This window comes from Curvibacter sp. AEP1-3 (assembly GCF_002163715.1).
In the GTDB taxonomy this organism is placed as follows: Bacteria; Pseudomonadota; Gammaproteobacteria; order Burkholderiales; family Burkholderiaceae_C; genus Allorhodoferax.
Window position 1 is genome coordinate 962307 of sequence record NZ_CP015698.1, and the last position, 23195, is coordinate 985501.

Genomic DNA, 23195 nt, shown 5'->3' on the forward strand with positions numbered 1-23195 from the left:
ATTTAGATTGGCAAGCTTCAGTCGTAAGCTATGACTGCGGCGCCCCCGGACGCTTGTGCGCGCCAGCTCGCAAGAGCCGCATCCGTGGGGTAGAACTTGGCACTTTCGCCCAAGTGCAATTCAGCCGCCGCCTGCTGGACGGCGGCGTCTTCACCGACCTGACAGAGCAACTGAAAACGGACCGACAAGCCCCTCACGAGCTCGCCATGTTCAGATTGCTCGCGCACGGCCGGAAACTCGCGAACCAATGCGGCAACGTCCGGCGTGCGGTTCTTGCTATCCAACTGCACGGGCACGCGCAGGTACTTGCCGAAGCGGCAGCGGGCCTGCTCCAAACTCCATATCTGTTGCACCGTGAGTTGCATGCCGCCTGAGAATCGGTCCGGCATGGCCTTGCCCTCGACAATGATGAGCTCGTCGTCCTTGAGCAGGTCTTTGTAGGTGTTGAGCAGGGCTTCGCTGGCGCGGGCTTCGATCATGGCGGACTTGTCGTCCAACTTGAACAATGCGAGCTTGCCTCGTTGCCCGTTGATCACACGCAGCTCGGTCACGATGCCGGCCAGCAACTGCGGCTCGCGCGAGTCCTGCAACTCTTCAATCGGACGCTTGGCAAACTTGCGGACTTCAGTCGCCACTTCGTCAAACAAATGGCCTGACAGGTAAAAGCCCACCGCAGTCTTTTCCTGCGTGAGGCGTTCCTTGACGCCCCACGGCATGACTTCCACCAGATCAGGCTCCTGCGTGCTGGAGCCATGGTCGTCATCCCCGCCCATGTCAAACAAGCCCACCTGATTGGCATTGGCCGCGGACGCAGCCGCAAACTCAAACGCCCGGTCCATGGACGCGACCAGCTCGGCCCGGTTCAGATGCAGTGTGTCAAAGGCGCCTGCCTTGATCAGCGCTTCCACGCATCGCTTGTTCAGGCGAGTGCGGTCGACACGGCGGGCGAAGTCAAACAGGCTCTTGAACGGCCCGGCCTCCTCGGTCGGCCCCCTGCCCTCGCGCGCGGCCACAATGGCCAGAATCGCTTGCTCGCCGGTGCCCTTGATGGCGCCCAACCCGTATCGAATCTCTTTGTTGGAGATAGGCTCAAAGCGGTAGTTGCCGCGGTTGATGTTGGGCGGCTCAAAGCTCAGGCCCATCTTCTCAGCGTCTTCAAACAGCACCTTGAGTTTGTCTGTGTCATCCATTTCCACCGTCATGTTGGCGCAAAAGAACTCGGCGGTGTAGTGCACCTTGATCCAGCCGGTGTGGTACGCGAGCAGGGAGTAGGCAGCCGCGTGCGACTTGTTGAAGCCGTAGCCCGCGAATTTTTCCATCAAATCGAAAACCTCATCGGCCTTCGCTTCGGGGATTCCGTGGGTCTTGAACGCACCGGCGCGGAAAATGCCCCGATGCTCGTCCATCTCCTCTTTCTTTTTCTTGCCCATGGCGCGGCGCAGCAAATCGGCGCCGCCCAGTGAATAGCCACCCAGAATCTGGGCGGTCTGCATCACCTGCTCCTGGTAGACCATGATCCCGTAGGTCTCGGAGAGCATCTCGGCCACCGCCGGGTGCGGGTACTCCACCTGCTCGCGACCGTGCTTACGGGCCACGAAACTCGGAATCAGGTCCATAGGGCCGGGACGGTACAGCGCGTTCAGCGCAATCAGGTCTTCCAGGCGGCTGGGCTTGGCGTCGCGCAACATGCCCTGCATGCCGCGGCTTTCAAACTGGAACACCGCCTCCGTTTTGCCTTCGCTGAACAGCTTGTAGACCTTGGCATCGTCCAGAGGCAGGTTCTCATAGGCAAACTTTTCCTGCCCTGGATGGCGCTTGCGGATGAACTCGGCTGCAATTTCCAGAATGGTGAGCGTGGCCAAGCCCAAAAAGTCGAACTTCACCAGGCCAATGGCTTCCACATCGTCCTTGTCGTACTGGCTCACTGCGGATTCGCTGCCGGGCTGCTGGTAGAGCGGGCAGAAGTCGGTGAGCTTGCCGGGCGCAATCAACACGCCCCCGGCGTGCATGCCGATGTTGCGGGTCATGCCCTCGAGCTTGCGGGCCATCTCCAGCAGGGTTTTGACGTCTTCTTCTTTGGCTTCGCGCTCGGCAAGAATCGGCTCGGCCTCGGTGGCGTAGACGTATTTGTCGCTCTTTTTGCCATCGGTGGGTGGCAACTGCAAGGTCACGTTGGTGCCCGGCTTGTTGGGGATGAGCTTGCTGATGCCGTCGCAGAAGGTGTAGCTCATGTCCAGCACACGGCCCACATCGCGCACCACACCGCGCGCGGCCATGGTACCGAAGGTGGCAATCTGGCTCACGGCGTCTTTGCCGTATTTATCCTTCACATAGTCGATCACCAGGTTCCGGTTGGTCTGGCAGAAGTCAATGTCGAAGTCGGGCATGGATACCCGCTCAGGATTCAGGAAGCGCTCAAACAGCAGGTTGTAGCGCAGGGGGTCCAGGTCGGTAATCTTGAGCGCATAGGCCACCAACGAACCCGCACCGGAGCCGCGCCCCGGGCCCACCGGACAGCCGTTGTTCTTGGCCCAGTTGATGAAGTCGCCCACGATCAGGAAGTAGCCCGGGAAACCCATTTTCAAAATGGTGCCCAACTCAAACTCCAGGCGCTCCACATAGCGCGGCATTTCGGCCTCGCGCTCCTGCTCGTTGGGGTAGAGGTGCACCATGCGCTCTTTGAGCCCTTCGAAGGACGCGTAGCGGAAGTACTCTTCCGGCGTCATGCGCTGGCCGTTGACCAAGGGCGTAGGGAAGGCGGGCAACTGCGGCTTGCCCAGCACCAGCGTCAGGCTGCAGCGTTTGGCAATTTCCAGCGTATTGGCAATGGCAGACGGAATATCGGCAAACAGCTCCTCCATCTGGGCTGCGCTCTTGAAGTACTGCTCGCGGGTAAAGCGGCGTACACGCTTGGGGTTGCTCAGAATCTCGCCGTCGGCAATACAGATGCGGGCTTCATGGGCCTCAAAGTCGTCCTGCTCCGCGAACTGGATGGGGTGGGTCGCCACCACTGGCAGCTTCATGCGGGCGGCCAGCTTCACCGCAGCCACCACATGCGCTTCGTCGTCGGCGCGGCCTGCGCGCTGCAGCTCGATGTAGAAGCGATGCGGAAACACTCCCGCCAATTGCAGCGCCACATCGTGCGCGCGGGCGGTGTCGCCCTGCACCAGTGCCTGGCCGACGGGCCCGGCCTGCGCGCCGGAGAGCGCAATCAGGCCTTCATTCAGCTCTTTGAGCCACGCCATCTTGATGACGGCCTGGTTCTTCACCACGTTTTGCGTGAAGGCGCGGGCAATCAGCTCAGAGATGTTCAGGTAGCCCTGCTTGTTTTGCACCAGCAAAATGACGCGAGTGACGGCGGTGGCGTCGCCACCCAGGCCTTCGAGGATGATTTCTGCGCCTATGACCGGCTTGACGCCTTTGCCACGGCCGCCTTTGTAGAACTTGATCGCTCCGAACAGGTTGTTCAGGTCGGTGATGGCCAGCGCAGGCTGGCCGTCTTTGGCCGCCATCTTGATGACATCGTCGATCCGGGTGGTTCCGTCAACGACAGAAAACTCAGTGTGAAGGCGCAGGTGTACAAACATTCGTTCATTGTAGTTTTCGATTCGCGACAGACCTTCGGGGAGGGTCTGCTTCTGCGCCACAATGCAGGTAACCCATCGGTACGCGACTCAAACCCTGTGACCAGCCACTTGTTCAACCCGCACGGATCCGCCTTGGTCGAGCTCGCGCCCGGCATGTTGATCGTGCACATGCATGGCGACTGGAACGCCGAGATGCGTGCCCTGATAGCCGCCCAGATGAAGGAACAGGTAAAGGCACTGAACGCCGCCGGACCCTGGGGCATCATCAACCACATGCATGACACGCTGGTCTATGGGCAGGACATCTATGCCCAGACCCGTGCCGACTACGCCAACCGCCCGGCCGGCTCCCGCCTCAAAGCGGTGGCCTTCGTGATTGCGCCCCATGTAGAGGGAGCCTCATTGCTGCGCAGCCGGTTTGACACCCTGTTGGATAGCGTGATCGCCTCCCGCGTTTTTACCGACAGCCAAAGCGCCAAGGATTGGATACAGACCCAGCTGCAATTGCCGGATACCGCTGGCCCGGACGCAGGCAATTAAAATCAGACGGTGAACACCGTACTGAACATCTCTTCCTACAAATTTATCCCGCTTCCGGATGCTGCGGCCTTGCGCGAGGTTTTGCTGGCCCGGGCACAGGCCCTGCAGCTCAAAGGCACCATTCTTCTGGCTGAAGAAGGCATCAACCTGTTTCTCGCCGGGCCGGCAGATGATGTAAGGAGTTTTGTCAGCCAGCTCCAGCAAGACCCCCGGTTTGCGGATATCGCGCCCAAGGAAAGCTGGTCGGACACACAGCCGTTCAAGAAAATGCTGGTCAAGGTCAAAGGTGAAATCATCCGCATGAACCACCCCACCATTAAACCCGCTGATGGCCGCGCGCCCTCGGTGGCACCCGCAACCGTCAAGCGCTGGCTGGACCAGGGGCATGATGACAATGGCCGCCCGGTGGTTACCCTGGATACGCGCAATGACTTTGAAGTCGATGAAGGCACGTTTGATGGCGCCATTGATTGGCGAATTACCAAGTTCACCGAATTCCCGGACGCCTTCCGGGCGCACCTGGACGAGCTCAAAGACAAAACCGTAGTCAGCTTTTGCACCGGGGGCATCCGCTGTGAAAAAGCGGCCATCCTGATGCGCGAAGAAGGCCTGGAACACGTCTACCAGCTCGAAGGCGGCATCCTCAAATACTTTGAGGAAACCGACGGCAGCCACTACAACGGTGGCTGCTTTGTGTTCGACGAACGCCGGGCACTCGGTGCAGATCTGCAGGCGACCGGCCTGCAGCACAGCAGCGAAGCCTGAGCGGCTAGCGCTGCACCACCGGGTCGCCAGCGGACAGATTGGCGCGCTTGAGCCAGGCAAACACAGAGTCCACCGTCACGGTTTCTATGCGGTCGGAATAGCGCTTCTCATCCGGGTGGTCATCAAACGCCACATTCGCCTTGGTCATGCGCGCTCCGAGGCGCACCAAAGGGGTGATCGTCAGGGTCGTAGGCTGGTAAGCGGCGCCCTGTAACCAGCTCTGCGCCTGAGCGCGGTTGGTCACCGGCGCTGCAGTGCCGGCCGTCATTGCAAAGGCCAGTGTTTCGATTGCCCACTGGTTGCTCTGCTGGTACTTTTCTGCCCACGGATACGCCACCATGTTGTAGCGCGGCTGGTGGAGCACCAGGGACTGCTGCGCATCGTGCAGCACTCTCAGCATCGCGGATTGGGCTTGCGGGCTGAGGACGACCCAGGCTGCTTCGTATTGCCAGAGGTCATCCAGAAAGAACTCGCCAAGCCCCTGCCGGTAGATGGCGGATTCCGCTGTGCCGCACAGATTGAGCTTGTGCAGCACCCGCCACACATGCCCGCCATCCGCGGTGTCCTGCCGGTACACAAACCCCAGGTGCGAGTAACGCACACCGTATTTGCTCAGGTCCTGTCCGGCGCGCGCCATGACTACCACCTTGGCTCCGCTGGCATCCAGCGCCTGTAGTGTCTTCCAGGCCAAGGTCATGGACTTCTCCACGGTCTCAGGCTTCAGGTCCTGCGGCTCATTACAAGCGCGGCCGGCCTGTACCTGACCCGCAAAAGAAACAACCAGCAGGCCGGCAGCCAGGCAACGCTGCATGGAGCTCGGGCGGCTCACTGGCTGACGCGTTCGTTGTGCAACAGGGCCTTGCCGATTTCGTTGGGGATAAAGGCGATCACCTTGCCCGCAACGGACAACACCACGCCGGTGCTGATCACGCTGACAAACACGACAGTGCCCACGGCCGCAGAGGCACCGGAGGCTGCTTTGCCCGAGACCTCCACGCTGGCCCGCGCGCCATCGGACATACGCTCCAGCACATAGACCGTGCCCTTGACAGAGGCCTCCACGCCCTTCACCACCAACACTGCGCCCGCCGTAGAAAACGCGACGGGAATGGCGACTACCGCACCCGCACTGGCCCCGACCACAGAAGCCACAGGCATGGCACTGATGGCACTGAACGCAGAAGCGTCAGTCTGTGAATAGGCATAAAAAGGCGCGCTAGCGCCCGCCAGAATTGCGCAAGCAGCTATTACTTTGGTAGCAAAGCGGATCTTCAAAACGGAACTCCAGTTGTCTGAAAGCCCACAGCTTACGCAATTTTCCGGCGGACACAAAAAAGCCCGCCGAAGCGGGCTCAAGCATTTCAGACCGAAGAGGTCTGAGACAAGCTTAGGCCTTCAGCTTGGCGGCAATGGATGCCACGCGTGCGCCGTAAGCTTTGGCGGTGTCCAGATCGCCTTGGGGGATGTCTTCGGCAGGGCTGGTAGGACCGACTTGGGCCATCACGCCGGAGTTGGAACCGATGCGGTTGATGGTGCCGTCGTTCATGGCAGGCTGGCCGACCCAGATCATGCCGTGCTGCTGAGACAGGGTGATGAAGTACTGGATGGTGGACAGCTTGTCACCGCTGGGGCTTGCGGAAATGGTGAAGCCGCCAGCCACTTTGTCTTTCCAGGCAGTGGTGAACCAACGCTTGCTGGATGCATCGGCAAACTTCTTGAACTGCCAAGAAGCCATACCCATGTAAGTGGGGGAACCGAAGATCACGGCGTCTGCCGCATCCAGAGTGGCCCACTGGGCATCGGTGATGTCGCCATTGGCGTCGATGGTGATCAGCTCGGCGCTGGCGCCTTCTGCCACGAATTGCGCAACGCGCTGGGTGTGACCGTAACCGGAATGGAACACGACTGCTACTTTTGCCATTTGTTAACTCCTAGGTAAAAAGACTCAAAGAAAGATGCCCGCACCTTGCGGACACCGGAAAAAAATCAGGCTTCCAGATCAAAAACCAGGACTTCTGCATCCTGCGCCGCGTCCAGCACCAAGGTGCTTTCGGCGCTGAGCAACGCAGCATCCCCAGTCTGCAGGGGCGTGCCGTTCACCGATACCGAACCGCGCAGCACCTGCACATAGCCTTTGCGGGCGGGGTCCAGCGCCAGGCTCGCTGCCTGGGCGCCGTCCAACAAACCGCTGTACAGCTTGGCGTCGGCGTGAATCACCACGCTGCCTTCCGCACCATCCGGCGAAGCCACCAGCTTCAGGGTGCCTTGCTTCTCGGCTGCAGCGAATGTCTTTTGTTCGTAGCTTGGCGGAATGCCGGTCACATTGGGCTCGATCCAGATCTGGAAGAAATGGGTCGTGTCGTTGGGCGCGTGGTTGAACTCGCTATGCATCACCCCGGTGCCTGCGCTCATGCGCTGGACATCGCCCGGTGGAATGCCTTTGACATTGCCCATGCTGTCTTTGTGCGCCAGGCTGCCCGACATGACGTAGCTGATGATCTCCATGTCGCGGTGGCCATGCGTGCCGAAGCCGGTGCCGGGAGCGATGCGGTCTTCATTGATGACGCGCAGATTGCCCCAGCCCATGTGCGCGGGGTCGTAGTACCCGGCGAACGAAAAGCTGTGAAAAGACTTGAGCCAGCCGTGGTCGGCATAGCCTCTGTCCTGCGATTTGCGTACGGTCAACATGTGATGTGCCTCTGGTTTCGTATGGGTTGAACTTTAGGCCCCGGCCACTCGATTTCCATCCATGCCGTTTGATGGCATCATTCAAAAAAACTCAACTTAAGGGCATCGACCATGCAAACCGCGCGTGACTTCCTCACCCCCGACGCACTCTCCATGTTGCAGTCGATCGCAGAGGCTGGCAGCTTCGCCGCAGCCGCCCGCGAGATGGGCATGGTGCCTAGCGCCCTGACCTACCGGGTGCGCCAGATTGAAGACGCCTTGGACGTGCTCTTGTATGACCGCAGCTCGCGCCAGGCCAAGCTCACCGCCGCCGGTGCGGAGCTGCTGCGCGAGGGCGCTCGATTGCTGGAAGAAATTGACGCCGTGGCCAACCGTGTGAAGCGTGTGGCTACCGGCTGGGAGCCGCAACTGACCATTGCCATCGACACGGTGATTTCCAAACCGGTGGTGATGGAGCTGTGCGAGAGCTTTTTCAGCCAATCGCCCCCTACCCGCATTCGGATTCGAGAAGAAACGCTATCCGGGACCCTGGAGGCGCTACTCACCGGGCAGGCCGACCTGGCCCTGGGTGTGGGCCCCGACTCTGCGCGCACTGCGGGCGTGCACAGCAAACCCCTGGGCAGCATGACTTTTGTGTATGCCGTGGCCCCCCACCACCCTCTGGCCGATGCCCCCGAGCCTTTGACCGATGACGTAATCCAGAAGCACCGCGCCGTGGCCGTGGCGGACTCCATCCAGCGCGGAGCGGGCCAGACCTACGGCCTGCTGAGTGGGCAGGACGTCTTTACCGTGCCCACCATGCAGGCCAAGCTGGACGCGCAATTGCGCGGCCTGGGCGGCGGCAACCTGCCCCGCTGCATGGCTGACAGCTACATCACCACCGGCCGCCTGGTGGTCAAAAAAACAGAAAGACCCCAGCGCACGGTACCGCTGCACTATGCCTGGCGCCTGTCCAAAACAGTGAATCAGGGCAATGCTTTGCAGTGGTGGCTCAATCAGCTGGAGAGTGAAACCACGCGGGCCGCACTGATATCGGAACACCGCACTTCATAAACGATTTACGCCCTGCAGCTGCGTGTATAAAGAGACCATTACAACTACTGGAGATAGCGCCCATGACAACATCCCGACACATCGCCATCGTGGGCGCCGGCATGGCAGCCATCACCTGTGCGCGCACATTGGTCCAGGCTGGTCATACCGTCACCGTGTTTGAAAAAAGCCGTGGCCCCGGCGGACGCATGTCGACGCGGGAAAGCGCCTTCGGCACCTTTGACCATGGCGCCCAGTACTTCACGGTGCGGGATGCGCGTTTCACCCAGGCCCTGCAAACCACGCCCGGCCTGTGCCGTCCCTGGAGTGCCAACACCGTGCGCGTGCTCGACTCGCATGGGCGGGTAGCTGCTGCCGCCCTGCCCGGCCGCGATGCGCACTGGGTGCCTGCACCCGGTATGAACGCCCTGTTGCGCGCCTGGGCCAAGCCGCTGCTGGATGCAGGCCAACTCTTGGTCAACACCCGCGTGACTGCCTTGGAGCAGGACTCCCTGCACAAAAAGAAATGGCAGTTGCGCACCTCGGGTGACGCCGGCACCAACCACGTCTACGGCGGTTTTGACGAGGTCATTCTCGCCATCCCCCACCCCCAAGCCCAAGAACTGCTGGCCACCACCCCCAAAGGCGCCGCGATGGCCAAGAAAACCTCCAAAGTCTCCGTCGCTCCCTGCTGGACTCTGATGCTGGCCTACCCCCAGGCGGTGCAGCCCGGCCTCACCACCCTGGGCCCGCAGTGGAATGCCGCCCGCAGCACCCACCATCGCGTGGCATGGCTATCCCGTGAATCCAGCAAGCCCGGCCGCGGCAAGGTCGAGCGCTGGACAGTGCAGGCCAGTGCAGCCTGGTCCCAAGAGCATTTGAACGACACCCCAGACCGCATTCAGGCCAAGCTGATCAAGGCCTTTGCCGAGATCACCGGCATCCGTGCCGAACCCGCCCACGCGCAAGTGCACCGCTGGCTCTATGCCAAAACCGAAGCGCCCTTGGGCGAGAGCTTTTTGTGGGACAGCAAGTCCGGCATCGGCGTGTGTGGTGACTGGTGCATAGGCCACCGCGTGGAAGACGCGTTTGTCTCCGGTCTGGAACTCGCACTGAAAGTTGCTTAACTCCCGCACATTGAATGTGACTTACAGAGGGCGCTTTGCCCCCTCCCCCACGGGCCCGCTGCATGCGGGCTCTTTGCTTGCTGCACTGGCCAGCTGGCTGGATGCCCGCGCCCATGGCGGGCAATGGTTGGTGCGCATCGAAGACGTGGACACGCCCCGCTGCGTGCCCGGTGCGGACCAATTCATCCTGCAGCAACTGGCCACTTGCGGACTGTTGCCCGATGAGACGCCCGTGTGGCAGAGCGCGCGTTTCGCTCTGTACCGCGACGCCCTGGACCAGTTGATTGCCAAGGACATGGCATACCCCTGTGCATGCTCGCGCAAAGACATTGCGCTGGCGCGGGAAGCCCAGGGGGAAAGCAAGTCACGCCATGGCGAATTGGTCTACCCCGGCACCTGCCGCGCGGGGCTGCACGGTCGCACCGGCCGTGCATGGCGATTCCGCACCGACCTGGCAGAAATCATGCAAAAACAGGTGCTAGCGCCCGAGGAATATGCGCGAGCAGCTACGGAAATAATAGCAACTCCAAGCCCGAACTGGGAATGGACGGACCGGCGACTCGGTCTCCAATCACAGAGGTTGTCGGGCGAAGTGGGTGACTTTGTGCTGCTGCGGGCAGATGGCCTCTGGGCCTACCAGCTGGCGGTGGTGGTAGACGATGCGGCACAAGGCATCACCCACATCGTGCGGGGGGCCGACCTGGCCGACAACACGGTGCGCCAGTTGGCGCTTCAGGCGGCGCTGGGGCTTCCACCCGTGCAGTACTTGCACACGCCTTTGGAGCTGGGCACCAATGGCGAAAAACTGAGCAAGCAAAACGGCGCTGCCGCACTGGACCTCTCAGACCCGCTGGCTGCGCTCAATCGCGCTGCCAGCGCTTTGGGGATGCAACCCCAGGCCGGTGATATCAGCGCAGCCCTGTTTCACTGGACGGGCGAGTGGCGCCTGCGCTTTCCCTGAGCGGGATCACATAGGCAGTCACGCCAACAGCAAAGTTCCGCGCTTTTCGTCTTCCACGGTGAACTGCGCCATCTGACGCACCAGCTCGGCCGCTTGCTTCTTGAGGCCGGTGGCGGTGTTGGCTATTTCTTCGACCAAGGCTGCGTTTTGCTGAGTAGCCTGGTCCATCTGGATGACCGCGTCACTGACCTGCGAGATGCCGTTGGACTGTTCCCGGCTGGCTGCGCTGATCTCAATCAGGATGTTGCTGACGCGCTGGGTGGCTTGCTGCATGTCGACCATGGTCAATCCGGCGTCTTCGGCCAGGGTCGAGCCTTGGGCCACCCGCTCCACACTGGCGTTGATGAGAGACTTGATTTCTTTGGCGGCCTCCGCGCTGCGCCCTGCCAGCGAACGCACCTCTGAGGCCACCACGGCAAACCCGCGCCCTTGTTCGCCGGCGCGGGCGGCTTCCACCGCTGCGTTCAAGGCAAGGATATTGGTCTGAAAGGCAATGCCTTCAATCACACTCACAATGCCGGCAATCTGGTGCGAGGAATCATTGATACCCCGCATGGTCTCTACGACCTGAGCAACCGCTGTACCGCCGCGCTGTGCAACCTCTGCGGCTTGCTTGGCCAGGAAGTCAGCTTGGGCAGCGGACTCGGCATTTTTGTTAACCACCGCGGTCAGTTGCTCTATGGATGCCGCCGTTTGCTGAATGGCGCTGGCCTGGTTCTCAGTCCGGGCGGAGAGGTCCTGGTTGCCTTGCGCAATCTCGGAACTCGCGTCAGACACGCTATCGGCTACGGTGCGAACGGAAGTGACTGTCTGGTTGAGGCCCGCGCGCATGGTTTGCAGGGCTGCTTGCAAAGTACCGAGGCTGTCGCTACGGCCCTCATCCATGGTGGTGCGGGTTGCGAGATCGCCATCAGCGATCAGCTTGGCCGCCCGGGTGCTTGCATGCACTGGCTTTTGGATGCTGGCCAACGCGAGCCGGTACACCAAGAGTGCGATGGCAGCCGCTACGCAAGCGGTGATCAACATGGCCGCAACACTGACCTCATAGGTCTTCTCAAATTCCTTGATGGAACCCGCCGCAAAGGTGTTGCTGACCTCCACAGTGGCATCGACTCCGGCGCGGTGCTCCAGATATCTCGCGTGCACAGCGCCCAGTTGTGCGCGAGCGCTTTCAAGCTGACCGGCCACCACCGGCTCCACAATCTGCGAGCGGGCAGCCGCCACAAAAGCATTGGCAGCGGTGTGCTGGGCACCCAGGAGTTTGGACTCCAAGCCGAAAGGCGGATTCTTGGTCCAGTACTCCACGCGCTGCGCATATTCACCGGCAAGCTCCTCAAACCTCTTTTTTCCCTCCGCGCCCGTAAGGCTGCCATCCAACATCATGGACAGGACCAAGCGCATCTCGATCAGATACAAGGGGGGCGGCAAGATGTCTGCCACTACATCTTTGGCCACGTAAACCTTGTTGGCCGAAGCATCCAACTTGCCGATGTAGTGATATCCCTGCGCTGCCACTGAAAGCGCCGCCGCTACCCCAATCGCACCCAGAATGGCCATGACCCAGCGTAAAGACTTGAGCATCCGTATCTCCTTCTTTGTTGTGTCTGAGCGGCCAACGCACCGCTCAAATTGTGCGATTGAGTGCACATGGATCGGGAATATAGATCAATTGCACTGATTTAGTGCATCGTTTTTTTTCTGAACATTTTTTACCCAAGAACTACGCCCTACCCATGGACAGCAGGCCGGCACGTGCCATGAACGAATGGGGTCAGCAGTATCTGGCGTTCCAAAAATATCTGCTATCAATTTTGAAGCTGCTTCCGCAGTTGCGCCGGGCGCTGGAGCACGAAATGATGCCAAAGGCCGGGTGGTACGGGAGGTTGGCATCGACAGGGACCAGACCACAGCACACATCGTCTTGGCCTGCCTAGCTTCAACCTTATGAGCAGTAGGGCACTAAACCCTGGGGCAGACGCGCTGCCGGGGCAAGCCAAGTGCTCAGGCCAGCAACAAATTGCCGCGCCTTTCGTCTTCCACGGTGAACTGTGCCATCTGACGCACCAGTTCGGCCGCCTGCATCTTGAGGCTGCTGGCAGCGGCGGCGATTTCTTCCACCAGTGCGGCGTTCTGTTGGGTGACCTGGTCCATTTGCATGACAGCGTCGCCCACCTGCGAAATACCGCTGGACTGTTCCTGGCTGGCAGAGCTGATCTCTGCCAGGATGTTGCTCACACGCTGGGTTGCTTGCAGCATGTCCGCCATAGTGGCGCCGGCGTTGTCTGCCAGGGCAGAACCATGGGCCACGCGCTCCACGCTGGCCCCGATCAAAGCCTTGATCTCTTTGGCCGCTTCGGCACTGCGTCCGGCCAGCGAGCGCACTTCAGACGCCACCACGGCAAAACCGCGGCCTTGTTCACCGGCTCTCGCCGCTTCCACCGCCGCGTTCAGCGCCAGGATGTTGGTCTGGAAGGCAATGCCCTCGATCACGCTGACGATGCCCGCAATTTGGCGGGATGACTCATTGATGCCGCGCATGGTCTCCACCACCTGCTCGACGGCCGCCCCGCCACGCTGAGCAACATCAGCCGCTTGCTTGGCAAGAATGTTGGCCTGCGCGGCAGACTCGGCGTTCTGGTTGACGACCGCGGTCAGCTCTTCCATGGAGGCCGCAGTCTCCTGCAGGGCACTCGCCTGGCTTTCTGTACGGGCAGACAGATCGTGGTTGCCCTGTGCAATTTCAGAGCTGGCGTTCGCAACGCTGTCAGCCACACCGCGAACCGTAGACACCGTGCTGTTCAGGCCCGTACGCATGGTCTGGAGAGCATCCTGCAAAGCGCCCAAGCTGTCAGTCCGGCCTTCATCCAATGGCACATGCGTTGCCAGATCTCCTGCAGCGATCAATTTGGCTGCCTGCGTACTGCCACGCACCGGCTTCTGGATGCTGGCCAACACCACGCGGTACACCACAAAGACAATCGCACCCGCAACCAAAGCCGTAACCAGCATGGCTCCGGTACTGAAACTGTGTGTGTCGTCAAAATCTTTCATCGTGGCTGCGGCGAATGCATTGCCTTCCGTCACCGTGACATCCACGCCGGCGCGATGCTCCATGTAAAGGCCATGCACCGTGGCGAGGTTACCCTTGGCGGCATCCATCTGGCCTGCGACCACCGGCTCCACAATCTTGCTGCGCGCCGCGGCAATAAAGGCTTTGGCCGCCGTGTGCTGGGCACCCAGCAATTTGGCCTCCAAGCCGAAAGGCGGGTTTTTTGTCCAGTAATCGACGCGCTGGGCGTATTCGGCGGTCAGTTCGTCAAAACGCTTTTTGCCATCCGCCGCGTTCAGGCTCCCGTCCATCATCATGGAAAGCACCAAGCGCATCTCAATCAGGTACATGGGGGGCGGAAGGATGTCGGCCACCACATCCTTGGCCACGTAGACCTTGTTGGCAGAGTCGTCCAACTTGTTGATGAAGTGATACCCCTGGGCCGCCACAGCGAGTGCCGCTGCCACACCAATCGTGCCCAAAAGGGCCATGACCCAGCGCAATGACTTGAACATTCAAAATCCCTTGAGTGTTAACCCTGACAAGCTTGAAGACCACTGCAATAGTGCGCCTCTGTGCACCAACACACAACGACAAAATATATCATATTGAATATATTGAACATAATTTTTGTTAAAAACATTTTTCACAATGAAATAAGTTCAGTGTTCTGAAAAATCGTTAGGCCGCCAACCAGACTGCCTACAATGCAGGCCCTGCTTCCCTTCCAGCGCGCCGCCATGACGAACCCCCATTCCGCTTCTCCCGACACCCCCGATGCAGCCTCCCAGCCTGAGGAAGTGGCCAAGCCCTTCATGCGGACTATCAAGAGTTTTGTGAAGCGCGCCGGGCGCATGGGCAGTGGGCAGGAACGCGCCATGGCCGAGTTGGGTCCCCAGTTTCTGGTGCCCTACCAGCCATCTGCTATCAATTTCGAAGCGGTCTTCGCAGGCGCGGCGGGCGCCGAAGCTCCGAACGATGCCAAACGCCCGGTGGTGCTGGAAATCGGCTTCGGCATGGGCGAGGCCACAGCACAGATCGCCCTGACCCTGCCGGACACCAACTTTTTGTGCTGTGAGGTGCATGAGCCCGGCGTGGGCGCCTTGCTCAAGCGCATCGGCGAGCACAACATCCCCAACATCCGTATCTGCAACCACGATGCGGTGGAAGTCATTGACCACATGCTTCCGTTGGCCAGCCTGGACGGCGTGCACATCTTCTTCCCCGACCCCTGGCACAAGACCAAGCACAACAAGCGACGTCTGATCCAGTCGCCTTTGGTTGCCAAGTTGGCAGCCCGCCTCAAGCCAGGGGGCTACCTGCATGCCGCCACCGACTGGCAGCCTTATGCGGAGCAGATCCTGGAAGTGCTCAGCGCGGAACCCAAACTCAAAAACCGCGCGCTGCCGGAGCACCCCGAACTGGTGGGCTACTCCCCCAAACCGCACTATCGTCCACTCACCAAGTTTGAGAACCGCGGTATCAAACTGGGCCACGGCGTGTGGGACGTGGTATTCGAGCGCGTTTGAACCTGCCTCGCACCCGGCAGTAGCCCCCCCGCCATGGAGCGCCCCCGGCCTCAAGCCCCAGCGGCCCGCCACGGCGTACGCCCCAGCTGCGTAGTGGTGACGCCGGGGCCTTGGGCCAACCTGCTCGATTTCTTTCGCCAGCGATTTATCGCGGTGCCGGCGAGCACTTGGCAAGCACGGTTTGCGTCGGGGGACATCCTCGATGTGGAGGGCCACTCTGCACGGCCCACTGATGCGGCCGCGGCAGGAAAGCGCCTGTACTACTACCGTGAAGTGCCTGATGAACCCGCCATTCCGTTTCAGGAAGAAGTAATCTGGCAAGACGAGCACCTGCTGGTCGTGGATAAACCGCACTTTCTGCCGGTGGTGCCCAGCGGAAAACATGTCCGCGAAACGCTGCTCGCCCGCCTGCAGCTGCGCTTGAATCTGCCTGACCTCTCACCCGTCCACCGCATAGACAAAGACACAGCGGGATTGGTGATGTTTTCCATCCAGCAAGCCGGACGCAACGCCTACCAAGGCCTGTTCCGCGAACGGCGCGTGACTAAAACTTACGAATGCATAGCCCCGTGGAAGCCGGGCCTTGTCTGGCCGGTGCACCGAGAAACTCGCATTGGCAATGCAGAACACTTCATGCAACAAACCGAAGTGCCGGGCGAGATAAATGCCATCACGGACATAGCACCGCTCGAAGTAACGGGCGATTGGGCCCGCTACGCGCTACGCCCGCTGACCGGACAACGCCACCAGTTGCGGGTGCATATGCACGCGCTCGGTTTGCCCATCTTGTTTGACGGCATTTACCCGGTGCTGACTCCGGAAGGTGCCAATGACTACCGCCGCCCCCTGCAACTGCTGGCCCGCACCTTGGAGTTCGTCGATCCTCTCAGCGGAGAACAGCGCAGATTCGAGAGCCGGCGCACGCTTATGCCGCTGGAAGAAGTGCCTCCAGCGTGTTGATATCAACCTCATCGCGCTGCGCTGGCAGCATGAATTTGTCGGCAAAGGTCTGCCAGATACCACTGCGCAAGAAGTAACGGAAAAGTTCAGCATCAATGTGCTGGTCCTTGGCCATGAAGGCCATGATGCGCAATGACTCCGACACAGTTTTGGCACTCTTGTATGGACGATCAGCCGCGGTCAATGCCTCGAAAATGTCAGCCAATGCCATCACGCGGTCCGGCAGCGAGAGCTGCTCTGCAGTGAGTTTGCGCGGGTAGCCCCGGCCATCCAGCTTTTCGTGGTGATTGGCAGCAATTTCCGGGACGCGGGCCAGATGTTCGGGCCAAGGCAAACTGCGCAACATGACCAGCGTCTGCACGATGTGGTCATTGATTTTGAAGCGATCTTCTTCCGTCAGGGTGCCCCTGCGGATGCCCAGGTTGTAAAGCTCACCCATGTTCTGGGCGTTGGCCGGCAATGCCATGTCGAAGCCATGCACATTGGCCGGGTTGCCCTTTTCAACCGCCGGTCTGCGCTGGCCCCAAGGCACCACGTGCTCCGGCAAGTCGGCCAGTAGAGCCTCTTGCGCCGGCAAGACGTCCGACACCCCTCCCATGCGTCGCAATTCCTCAGCGGCAAGGCCGGCCCGCTTGTCAAAATGGCGCGTCCATGGGGTGGCAGCGATCGCTTGCAAGCGGGTAAGGTCCGCGTCGGCCATGAATTCACCGCCCACGTTGCAACGGGCTACAAAGTTGAAGTCATCTATCAGCTGTGCTCGGGCTGCCGCCAGCCGGTCGGCGGCTTCACCGGCATCCCTGCCGGCTTGCACCTGTTTCAGCGAGGCAATTTCCGCATCGCGCCAGAGCACTTCAAAGCGCATGCGTACCTCGTGAATCCGGTTGTAAATCGTCTCCAGCTTGGTCGCTTTGTCAATGATGTGCTCCGGACTGGTGACTTTGCCGCAGTCATGCAGCCAGGCAGCCAAGTGGAACTCGTAACGCTGCTCTTCAGTCAATCGGAAGTTTGCATACGGTCCGCTATGTTCCGCCGCCAGGCTATCTACCAACATGCCTGCCAGGCGAGGCACGCGCTCGCAGTGTCCCCCGGTATAGGGACTTTTGGCGTCGATGGCGCCTGCCATGAGTTTGATGATGGCATCCAACAGTGCCTTCTGCGAAGCCAACAACTGCCGGGTCTCAATAGCTACGGCAAGGCTGCCTGATAGCTTGCGAACAAACTCGGTGAATGCGGGCGCAGAGTGACGTTCGTCCGCGGCATATTGCACTACCAACAAGCCTTCGAGGGTTCCGGTCCTGCCGCGCAACTCTTGCCGCAATACCGGAGCATGGTCCGCAGAAATCACCGCTGAATCAGAGGAACCGGCAGGGGCATAGCACATCGCCAGCTCAGTGAAGCCGACCACGTTACCCTCTAAGGCCGCCTGAATCATCTTCTGCTGCTTGCCATCCCACAAATACACTGCGCCACCTGTGCATCGGGTCGCGTGGACTAGCTGCCTGAGCACCTTGGCTAGCATGTCTTCCACATCCCGTTCGCTGGCCATGGTGTGGGATATGTCCAGAAAGGTCTCAATCGTCTGTCCGGTGTCGTTCAGGGCCGCAGCCAGTCGGTTCACCTCAAGAACCCAGCTATCCCGCTCCTTCTGATCATGAAAATCAAAGCCGACCATCCGTGCCGCCTTCGATGTCAATCGGTCCAGGCTTCTGCCGATCGTCGCCCCCGCCAGCCAGCCCAAGGGCAACAGAGCCAGAACGACCACAGCGATCAATATCCCGAGATTGCGCCTTTTGTGGCGTAAATCCCCCAGCAAATCGTCGCTAGGGGCGGTAACCAGCAATTGGTGCTCCTCGCCCCGCCATCCGTTGAACGGAAGCACCACGCCCAACCACTCCACACCCTCCACATCGAACAAGGCCACCTGTCCCGGACGGGGTTGCAGCGACTGCAATGCAGCCAACGCAGGTACGCCGGTCTCGGTGACCGGGGCAAACCGGATTTTGTCGCCATCGCGCTGCAACACCTTACCCATGTCCGGATAGGCGAGCACCGTGCCTTGTCTGTCGACCAGTGCCAGTTCGGCATGGGGCGACATGCGCAGCCCTTCCATACCTTTGGCAAGGTCGTCCAGAACCACATCGATGCCGAACACCGAGCCCCCCGAAGCGCCACTACGGCTCATGGACAGACCCAGTTGCCGTGTGGAGAAAAAAACATAGGGCAGCGAAGTCTGCGTTTCCGAGGTGTGCTGGGCTTCTTGAAACCAGCCACGCGTTCTCGGGTCGAATCGGTATGCCGCTTGGGCGCGGCGTTGGATCAGCCTCAGGGAGGCGGTATAGAAAAGGTATTCCCCACGAACTTGCCCCGATGGGCTTCGCTCAATGCTTTGCACCAGGAAATTGGACATGGGGGGCGCTTCGAAAAGCTTGCGTACCTCGGGCGTATCCAGCGGCCGAACCAGAAAGAACTCCCCGGTTTCATAGCCCACGTAAATAGCCGACGCCAAGGGGTTACCCGCCAATACATCTGCCAGCGTTTGCAGGCGTTGCAAGCGCTGATCCAGTGTCGTCGCAGACGCCAATGAGCTCGTTGACAACAGGTGCAGAGTTACCTGGGCCGGCTCCAGCATCCGATAGGACTTTTCGGTGATCAGTTTGCTCGCGTCGATGGCGCTGCGTGAGGCCGTATCCAACAAACTTTGCCGGGCACCTTGCCAACCCACACTGATGATCAGTGCTGCCAGCACCAGCATGGAAAGGACCACCGCCGACGCTATTGACAAGCGTATGGGCCAGCCACGCCGCGCTGTCACTTGCGACGGGCTTAGACCTGACTCATGACTATCTTCACCAGGTGATAAACCCCGTGGATCCGGCATGGACGCTCCCTGTTAATGCGTTTGTTAGCCACGAGAATAAAACAGAAACAACTCAACTGCACCTTTTGACAGTCAGGGCTTAGGCTGGCTCTTGGTCTCAGTACCTTGTGAATCCGGCTTGATACCGCTGCGCAGAGCTTCTGCCTGCTTCTGAGCTTGGTAGGCTTTTTGGGCGGCATAGACCTGTAGGCTAGCCAAAGTAGCGGCGGACGGTGCTGCCCCAGCCGGCGAGGCTCGCATCAGTGCCTCGAAGCTTTGCCGATAGGGTTGAACCACCTCTGCATCCATTCGACCAGCGATTGATTCAAACGATGCTCCACTATTTTGAACATCATTCAAAATTGAATTCCAATGTTCATTGATTCGCTCATCGTCAGAAATGAACCGTTGGATGCTTTGGCGAACCTTTACTTCTTCGCCTAGGCGATATGCCGGTTCGGGCAAAACCAATCCAAGGACAACAATGGAAGAAATCAATGCCATTGCGGACAGCCACGGACGCACACCCGCGGCAGGGCTGGAGGGCGTCCATGGGCTAAGCAGCAATCCTGCCCACAATATGCCGGCCACCAAGCCTCCGCCATGTGCCGCGTTATCTATGCCCGGCATGAACCAACCCAAGGCCAGCATCAGCACTGAAAAGCCCAGAGCCCCGCCAAAAAGCCACCGGAATTCGCCGGCCTCCACCTGTTTTCGCTCGACCCACAAAAACACCATCAAGGCTCCATACAGGCCGAACACCGCGCCAGACGCACCACCGGACACCGCGCGGTTACCCTGCACCACCAAAGACAACAAGTTTCCACAAACGCCGGCACCAAGGTAGAGGGCTGCGAAGCGCCAACGTCCTAACAGACGCTCCAGCAAGCGACCAATATCCCACAGCGCCCACATATTTACCGCCAAGTGCCACATCCCGAAGTGGATGAACATGGCACTGCCAAGTCGCCACCATTGGCCGTCCTGGGTAGCCGGAGCAAAGTTCGCACCCCAATCGAGCTGCACCCCGTGAACCGCATGCCACCAACCACCACCCGCCGCTGCAATCGCAAGAAATACCAAAATGTTCAGCGCGATGAGACCCACCGTCACCGGGGCCTCTCGTGCGGGCGCGCGCATGAGGTCTGTCAGTGCAGTGGGGGTAGACATGGAAACATCAGACGGCATAAGTGACACAGTCTACGACCAGGTTTTATGCGAACAGCCTATCGCCCGAAAGGTGCGGCCAAGGGCTCGCCCACCAGTACACCCTGCGCTGGCCAGGCCACGCTGCGCCAATAAGCCTCAAGGGCAGTAGCACCTTGCAAATAGTTCAACAGCAGCACTTGCGGGTGGGGAAACTTTTGCCAATGGTTGCAAGGTTCGCTAACTGTGCCGTAGCTTGCCGTAGCACCAGCTTCCAGCCATTCAAGCGCCGTCATTTGCCCTGTAGTGTTGTTGAGTTGGCCGCCAAACGAAGTAAGGTGGTCTGCCAACGCACCGGGCAGCCAGTCAATGTTGGCGGGGTTCTCCACCCGCACTGCTCCCGTCTGGTAAAGCACGACCCGGCCGGGAAGCTCTGCCTTGTCGCTTTGCACCCGGAGCTGCGCCCCCAGCGGCAGCATGGGGTCCGGCTGACCCATGGATGGCATTGGCGGATACCACGCTGCACGCACGTTGCGGGCCGCATCTGCGGTGCGCAACAGCACCATGCTGGCAAGCGGCACGCCCCGCTTGCCCAGTTGCCGATCAGAGGCTATGCCGCGATCGATCAGCGCTATCCCACTCGCCACGGTTTTGCCCGCAAGCAATATGCTGGGGCGCACTCCAAAATCAGTAAACGGCCGGACACTGGCTTGGTTGAACAGCACCGAAGGTGCGCTTGGCGCACAAGTCTGGCTGCAAAGCTCGGGCACAAAGCCCAGCGTCAACGCTGACGTGATGGAGTTGCATTCCACGGCATATGGCTGCGTCCATGCCAAGGCGAGTGCCTGCACCTTGGGCCCCATCGCAGACTTGATTTCCAGAGCGAGCGCTTCAAACTCAGCAACATTCAGCGAGGCCTTCACCGGCATGGCGACCCGAAGCACCTGATCAGCAGGTATGCCGCGCTGGCGGGCATACTGCTCACCCACTGCCAAGGAATAAGGGTCGTTGATGTTGATAACCAGCCCCATGTCTGCGGCGCCGAGGTGTCCGGTCACCCGTGGGACGCTGACCCACAACGGTTTGGCAGGCGAGACGCTTTGCGAAGCCACGGGGACAGACACCACGAACAGCACGAATCCGGCACAGATTGCCAGTCGCCACATACCTTTCAAATCAAGCCAGCTCTGCATTCAGCCAGCCCCGCAGGCTGTTGATAAATGCCATTCCTTGCACTTGGGGCAGATGCTCCACACGCACCACCTGCTCTTTCAAGCGGCCCTGTGCCAGCAGCACTTCGCGCCCAACCCCCGGCAACATGCCGCAGGACAAGGGCGGCGTGACCCACTGTCCGCCGACAAGAAAAGCGATGTTTCCGCGCGTGCACTCTGTCACTTCGCCCTGCGTGTTGAAAAGAATGGTGTCAAACACCGCCGGGTCGGTCGGGGTAAACGCGTCGTAATGGGAGCGGCGGGTGGTTTTGAAACGCACGAACTCGCCATGCGCCTCCTCCAACGGACGATCGGCCAGCTGCAGCGTCACCGGCACGGGCGTATCTGCGAGCGCAAACGCCTGGGCCGTACATTGACCATGCGGCTGCAACAGCAAGCGAATACGCCACGCGCCGGCGGGGTGTGATTGCACTACAGCAGCCAAGGTCTGCAGGACCTGCCCCTCATTCCACACAAAGCCAAAGTGCGCTGCCGCCCCTGCCATGCGTCGCAGATGCAAGGCCTGGTTGTGCACTACACCATCGCGGAGTGCCAGGGTTTCTAGCAGCTCAAAGGGCTGGCTGGCCCTCTCCAGAAACATGCGCTTGCTGCGCCATTCCTGCCATTCGCCCTCGGCTTGCGCGTCAAAAGTAATGCCGCTACCAATACCGCAACGCGCCTGACCGCCACGCAATGTGACAGTCCGAATGGGCACATTGAAGGTCGCATGGCCACCCGGCCGCACCACGCCCACCGCGCCGCAATACACCCCGCGCGCATCCGGCTCCAGTGCCTTGATCTGGCGCATGGCCTGTACCTTGGGCGCGCCGGTGACCGAGCCGCAGGGGAACAAGGCAGCAAACACATCCCACAGACGCGTGCCTTCGCGGGTGGTGGCTATCACGTCGGAGGTCATCTGCCACACCGTGGGCAGCGCCTCCAAGTGAAACAAGCGAGGCACCTTCACGCTGAAGGGCTGCGCCACACGGGAGAGGTCGTTGCGGATCAAGTCCACAATCATGACGTTCTCGGCTTGCTCTTTGGGGGTGCTGCGCAAGCGCTCCGCGTTGGCTGCATCTTCCTGCGGGTTGGCGCCCCTTGCCGCGGTGCCCTTCATGGGGCGACTCAAGATACGCTGGCCGTCCCAGTCGAAAAACAGCTCCGGCGAAACGGATAACACCTGTTCGTCGCCGGTATTGATGAAGGCGCCATAGGCTCGCGGTTGCGAGCGACGTAAAGCCGCGAAGTAGGTCCACGCACTCTCTGCCGAGTTCGATGAGGGCGAGACTGGAAAAGATGCTTCCAGCTGCGCGGTGTAGTTCAACTGATAAAAATCACCGGCGGCAATCGCCTCATGGATGCGCGCCATGTTGGTATCGAACTCGTCGCGACTGAAGCGCGGAGTCCACTGCACATGCGGCTCAGGCCCTATGGGCCGCTGCACATCCGCACCAGCCAAGGGCTGTGCGTGCACACCAAACCACACCAACGGACCTTCGACCGCATGAACTTGCAGCGCAGCATCAAAAGCTGGTGCCGCCTCATAGCGCACATAGCCCACGCACCAAAGACCCTGGCGGCTCAGCGCGTCCACTTGCTCCAGCACGGGCCGCACCTCATCGAGTGTGCGGGCTACCAGTAATTGTTGTGGCTCGCCAAAAGCGAGACGCACAGAAGGTTCGCCTGCGTGGTAGGGATCGCCGAACTCCAGCAGCGCGCGGGGAATCGTCATGAACAAGTACG

General features: G+C 60.4%; 18 protein-coding genes. 7 read left to right on the forward strand and 11 right to left on the reverse strand.

The annotated features are described in order from the left end of the window. Positions 1-17: 17 nt before the first annotated feature. The gene (dnaE, locus tag AEP_RS04575) at positions 18-3587 is read right to left on the reverse strand and encodes a DNA polymerase III subunit alpha (RefSeq protein ID WP_087497180.1); all 3570 of its coding nucleotides are present in this window, start codon (positions 3585-3587) and stop codon (positions 18-20) included. A gap of 96 nt (positions 3588-3683) precedes the next feature. On the opposite strand from dnaE, the gene AEP_RS04580 reads away from it, so the two are divergent. Both AEP_RS04580 and AEP_RS04585 read left to right on the forward strand, forming a co-directional pair. Continuing rightward, positions 3684-4127 (forward strand): hypothetical protein, encoded by a 444-nt coding sequence (locus tag AEP_RS04580; protein WP_087494296.1) that lies wholly within the window; start codon positions 3684-3686, stop codon positions 4125-4127. Between the two features lie 9 nt (positions 4128-4136). Then, the gene (locus tag AEP_RS04585; protein WP_087494297.1) at positions 4137-4892 is read left to right on the forward strand and encodes a sulfurtransferase; all 756 of its coding nucleotides are present in this window, start codon (positions 4137-4139) and stop codon (positions 4890-4892) included. Positions 4893-4896: 4 nt separating this feature from the next. On the opposite strand, the gene AEP_RS04590 is transcribed toward AEP_RS04585, so the two are convergent. From AEP_RS04590 to AEP_RS04605, 4 genes are all read right to left on the reverse strand, one after another. After that, the gene (locus tag AEP_RS04590; RefSeq protein ID WP_087494298.1) at positions 4897-5703 is read right to left on the reverse strand and encodes a DUF2145 domain-containing protein; all 807 of its coding nucleotides are present in this window, start codon (positions 5701-5703) and stop codon (positions 4897-4899) included. A gap of 14 nt (positions 5704-5717) precedes the next feature. Further along, positions 5718-6167 carry a hypothetical protein gene (locus tag AEP_RS04595; protein WP_087494299.1) on the reverse strand — a complete coding sequence of 150 codons (450 nt, stop codon included), beginning with the start codon at positions 6165-6167 and terminating at the stop codon, positions 5718-5720. 112 nt (positions 6168-6279) lie between these two features. Beyond that, a complete protein-coding gene (locus tag AEP_RS04600) occupies positions 6280-6813 on the reverse strand; it encodes a flavodoxin family protein (RefSeq protein WP_087494300.1) in 534 nt (177 codons plus the stop codon). Positions 6814-6878: 65 nt separating this feature from the next. After that, positions 6879-7580, reverse strand: coding sequence for a pirin family protein (locus AEP_RS04605; RefSeq protein WP_087494301.1), 702 nt, complete (start codon positions 7578-7580; stop codon positions 6879-6881). A 111-nt stretch (positions 7581-7691) separates the two neighbouring features. On the opposite strand from AEP_RS04605, the gene AEP_RS04610 reads away from it, so the two are divergent. From AEP_RS04610 to gluQRS, 3 genes are all read left to right on the forward strand, one after another. Further along, the gene (locus AEP_RS04610) at positions 7692-8633 is read left to right on the forward strand and encodes a LysR substrate-binding domain-containing protein (RefSeq protein WP_087494302.1); all 942 of its coding nucleotides are present in this window, start codon (positions 7692-7694) and stop codon (positions 8631-8633) included. A 62-nt stretch (positions 8634-8695) separates the two neighbouring features. Next, positions 8696-9739, forward strand: a complete 1044-nt coding sequence (locus AEP_RS04615) for an NAD(P)/FAD-dependent oxidoreductase (RefSeq protein WP_232459925.1) — start codon at positions 8696-8698, stop codon at positions 9737-9739. 10 nt (positions 9740-9749) lie between these two features. Further along, on the forward strand, positions 9750-10700 hold the full coding sequence (gene gluQRS, locus AEP_RS04620) for a tRNA glutamyl-Q(34) synthetase GluQRS (protein ID WP_087494303.1): 951 nt from the start codon (positions 9750-9752) through the stop codon (positions 10698-10700). 18 nt (positions 10701-10718) lie between these two features. Here the strand turns inward: gluQRS and AEP_RS04625 are convergent, their stop codons facing one another. Then, positions 10719-12281 carry a methyl-accepting chemotaxis protein gene (locus AEP_RS04625; RefSeq protein WP_232459926.1) on the reverse strand — a complete coding sequence of 521 codons (1563 nt, stop codon included), beginning with the start codon at positions 12279-12281 and terminating at the stop codon, positions 10719-10721. Between the two features lie 420 nt (positions 12282-12701). Then, complete coding sequence (locus tag AEP_RS04635) at positions 12702-14264, reverse strand: methyl-accepting chemotaxis protein (RefSeq protein ID WP_087494305.1); 1563 nt, start codon at positions 14262-14264, stop codon at positions 12702-12704. 225 nt (positions 14265-14489) lie between these two features. Here AEP_RS04635 and trmB point away from each other — a divergent pair, with 225 nt between their 5' ends. Next, on the forward strand, positions 14490-15278 hold the full coding sequence (gene trmB, locus AEP_RS04640) for a tRNA (guanosine(46)-N7)-methyltransferase TrmB (protein WP_087497183.1): 789 nt from the start codon (positions 14490-14492) through the stop codon (positions 15276-15278). 33 nt (positions 15279-15311) lie between these two features. Next, positions 15312-16238 carry a pseudouridine synthase gene (locus AEP_RS04645; protein ID WP_087494306.1) on the forward strand — a complete coding sequence of 309 codons (927 nt, stop codon included), beginning with the start codon at positions 15312-15314 and terminating at the stop codon, positions 16236-16238. Here AEP_RS04645 and AEP_RS04650 read toward each other — a convergent pair. The 4 genes from AEP_RS04650 to pabB form a co-directional block, all read right to left on the reverse strand. After that, positions 16204-18990, reverse strand: a complete 2787-nt coding sequence (locus tag AEP_RS04650) for an HD domain-containing phosphohydrolase (protein WP_232459927.1) — start codon at positions 18988-18990, stop codon at positions 16204-16206. The genes AEP_RS04645 and AEP_RS04650 overlap by 35 nt on opposite strands. Before the next feature lie 198 nt (positions 18991-19188). Further along, entirely contained in the window at positions 19189-20265 is a 1077-nt protein-coding gene (locus AEP_RS04655) for a rhomboid family intramembrane serine protease (protein ID WP_157673047.1), read from the reverse strand. A 56-nt stretch (positions 20266-20321) separates the two neighbouring features. Beyond that, entirely contained in the window at positions 20322-21407 is a 1086-nt protein-coding gene (locus AEP_RS04660) for a TIGR03790 family protein (RefSeq protein ID WP_087497184.1), read from the reverse strand. A gap of 10 nt (positions 21408-21417) precedes the next feature. After that, a complete protein-coding gene (gene pabB, locus AEP_RS04665; RefSeq protein ID WP_087494309.1) occupies positions 21418-23184 on the reverse strand; it encodes an aminodeoxychorismate synthase component I in 1767 nt (588 codons plus the stop codon). Positions 23185-23195 lie beyond the last annotated feature (11 nt).

Excerpts from the sequence above, each read along its gene's own strand:
- dnaE (WP_087497180.1), bottom strand. The coding sequence starts at position 3,587 with ATGTTTGTACACCTGCGCCTTCACACTGAGTTTTCTGTCGTTGACGGA.
- AEP_RS04590 (WP_087494298.1), bottom strand. The coding sequence starts at position 5,703 with ATGCAGCGTTGCCTGGCTGCCGGCCTGCTGGTTGTTTCTTTTGCGGGT.
- AEP_RS04600 (WP_087494300.1), bottom strand. The coding sequence starts at position 6,813 with ATGGCAAAAGTAGCAGTCGTGTTCCATTCCGGTTACGGTCACACCCAG.
- AEP_RS04605 (WP_087494301.1), bottom strand. The coding sequence starts at position 7,580 with ATGTTGACCGTACGCAAATCGCAGGACAGAGGCTATGCCGACCACGGC.
- AEP_RS04610 (WP_087494302.1), top strand. The coding sequence starts at position 7,692 with ATGCAAACCGCGCGTGACTTCCTCACCCCCGACGCACTCTCCATGTTG.
- AEP_RS04615 (WP_232459925.1), top strand. The coding sequence starts at position 8,696 with ATGACAACATCCCGACACATCGCCATCGTGGGCGCCGGCATGGCAGCC.
- AEP_RS04625 (WP_232459926.1), bottom strand. The coding sequence starts at position 12,281 with ATGCTCAAGTCTTTACGCTGGGTCATGGCCATTCTGGGTGCGATTGGG.
- AEP_RS04635 (WP_087494305.1), bottom strand. The coding sequence starts at position 14,264 with ATGTTCAAGTCATTGCGCTGGGTCATGGCCCTTTTGGGCACGATTGGT.
- trmB (WP_087497183.1), top strand. The coding sequence starts at position 14,490 with ATGACGAACCCCCATTCCGCTTCTCCCGACACCCCCGATGCAGCCTCC.
- AEP_RS04645 (WP_087494306.1), top strand. The coding sequence starts at position 15,312 with ATGGAGCGCCCCCGGCCTCAAGCCCCAGCGGCCCGCCACGGCGTACGC.
- AEP_RS04650 (WP_232459927.1), bottom strand. The coding sequence starts at position 18,990 with ATGCTGGTGCTGGCAGCACTGATCATCAGTGTGGGTTGGCAAGGTGCC.
- AEP_RS04655 (WP_157673047.1), bottom strand. The coding sequence starts at position 20,265 with ATGTCTACCCCCACTGCACTGACAGACCTCATGCGCGCGCCCGCACGA.
- AEP_RS04660 (WP_087497184.1), bottom strand. The coding sequence starts at position 21,407 with ATGTGGCGACTGGCAATCTGTGCCGGATTCGTGCTGTTCGTGGTGTCT.
- pabB (WP_087494309.1), bottom strand. The coding sequence starts at position 23,184 with ATGACGATTCCCCGCGCGCTGCTGGAGTTCGGCGATCCCTACCACGCA.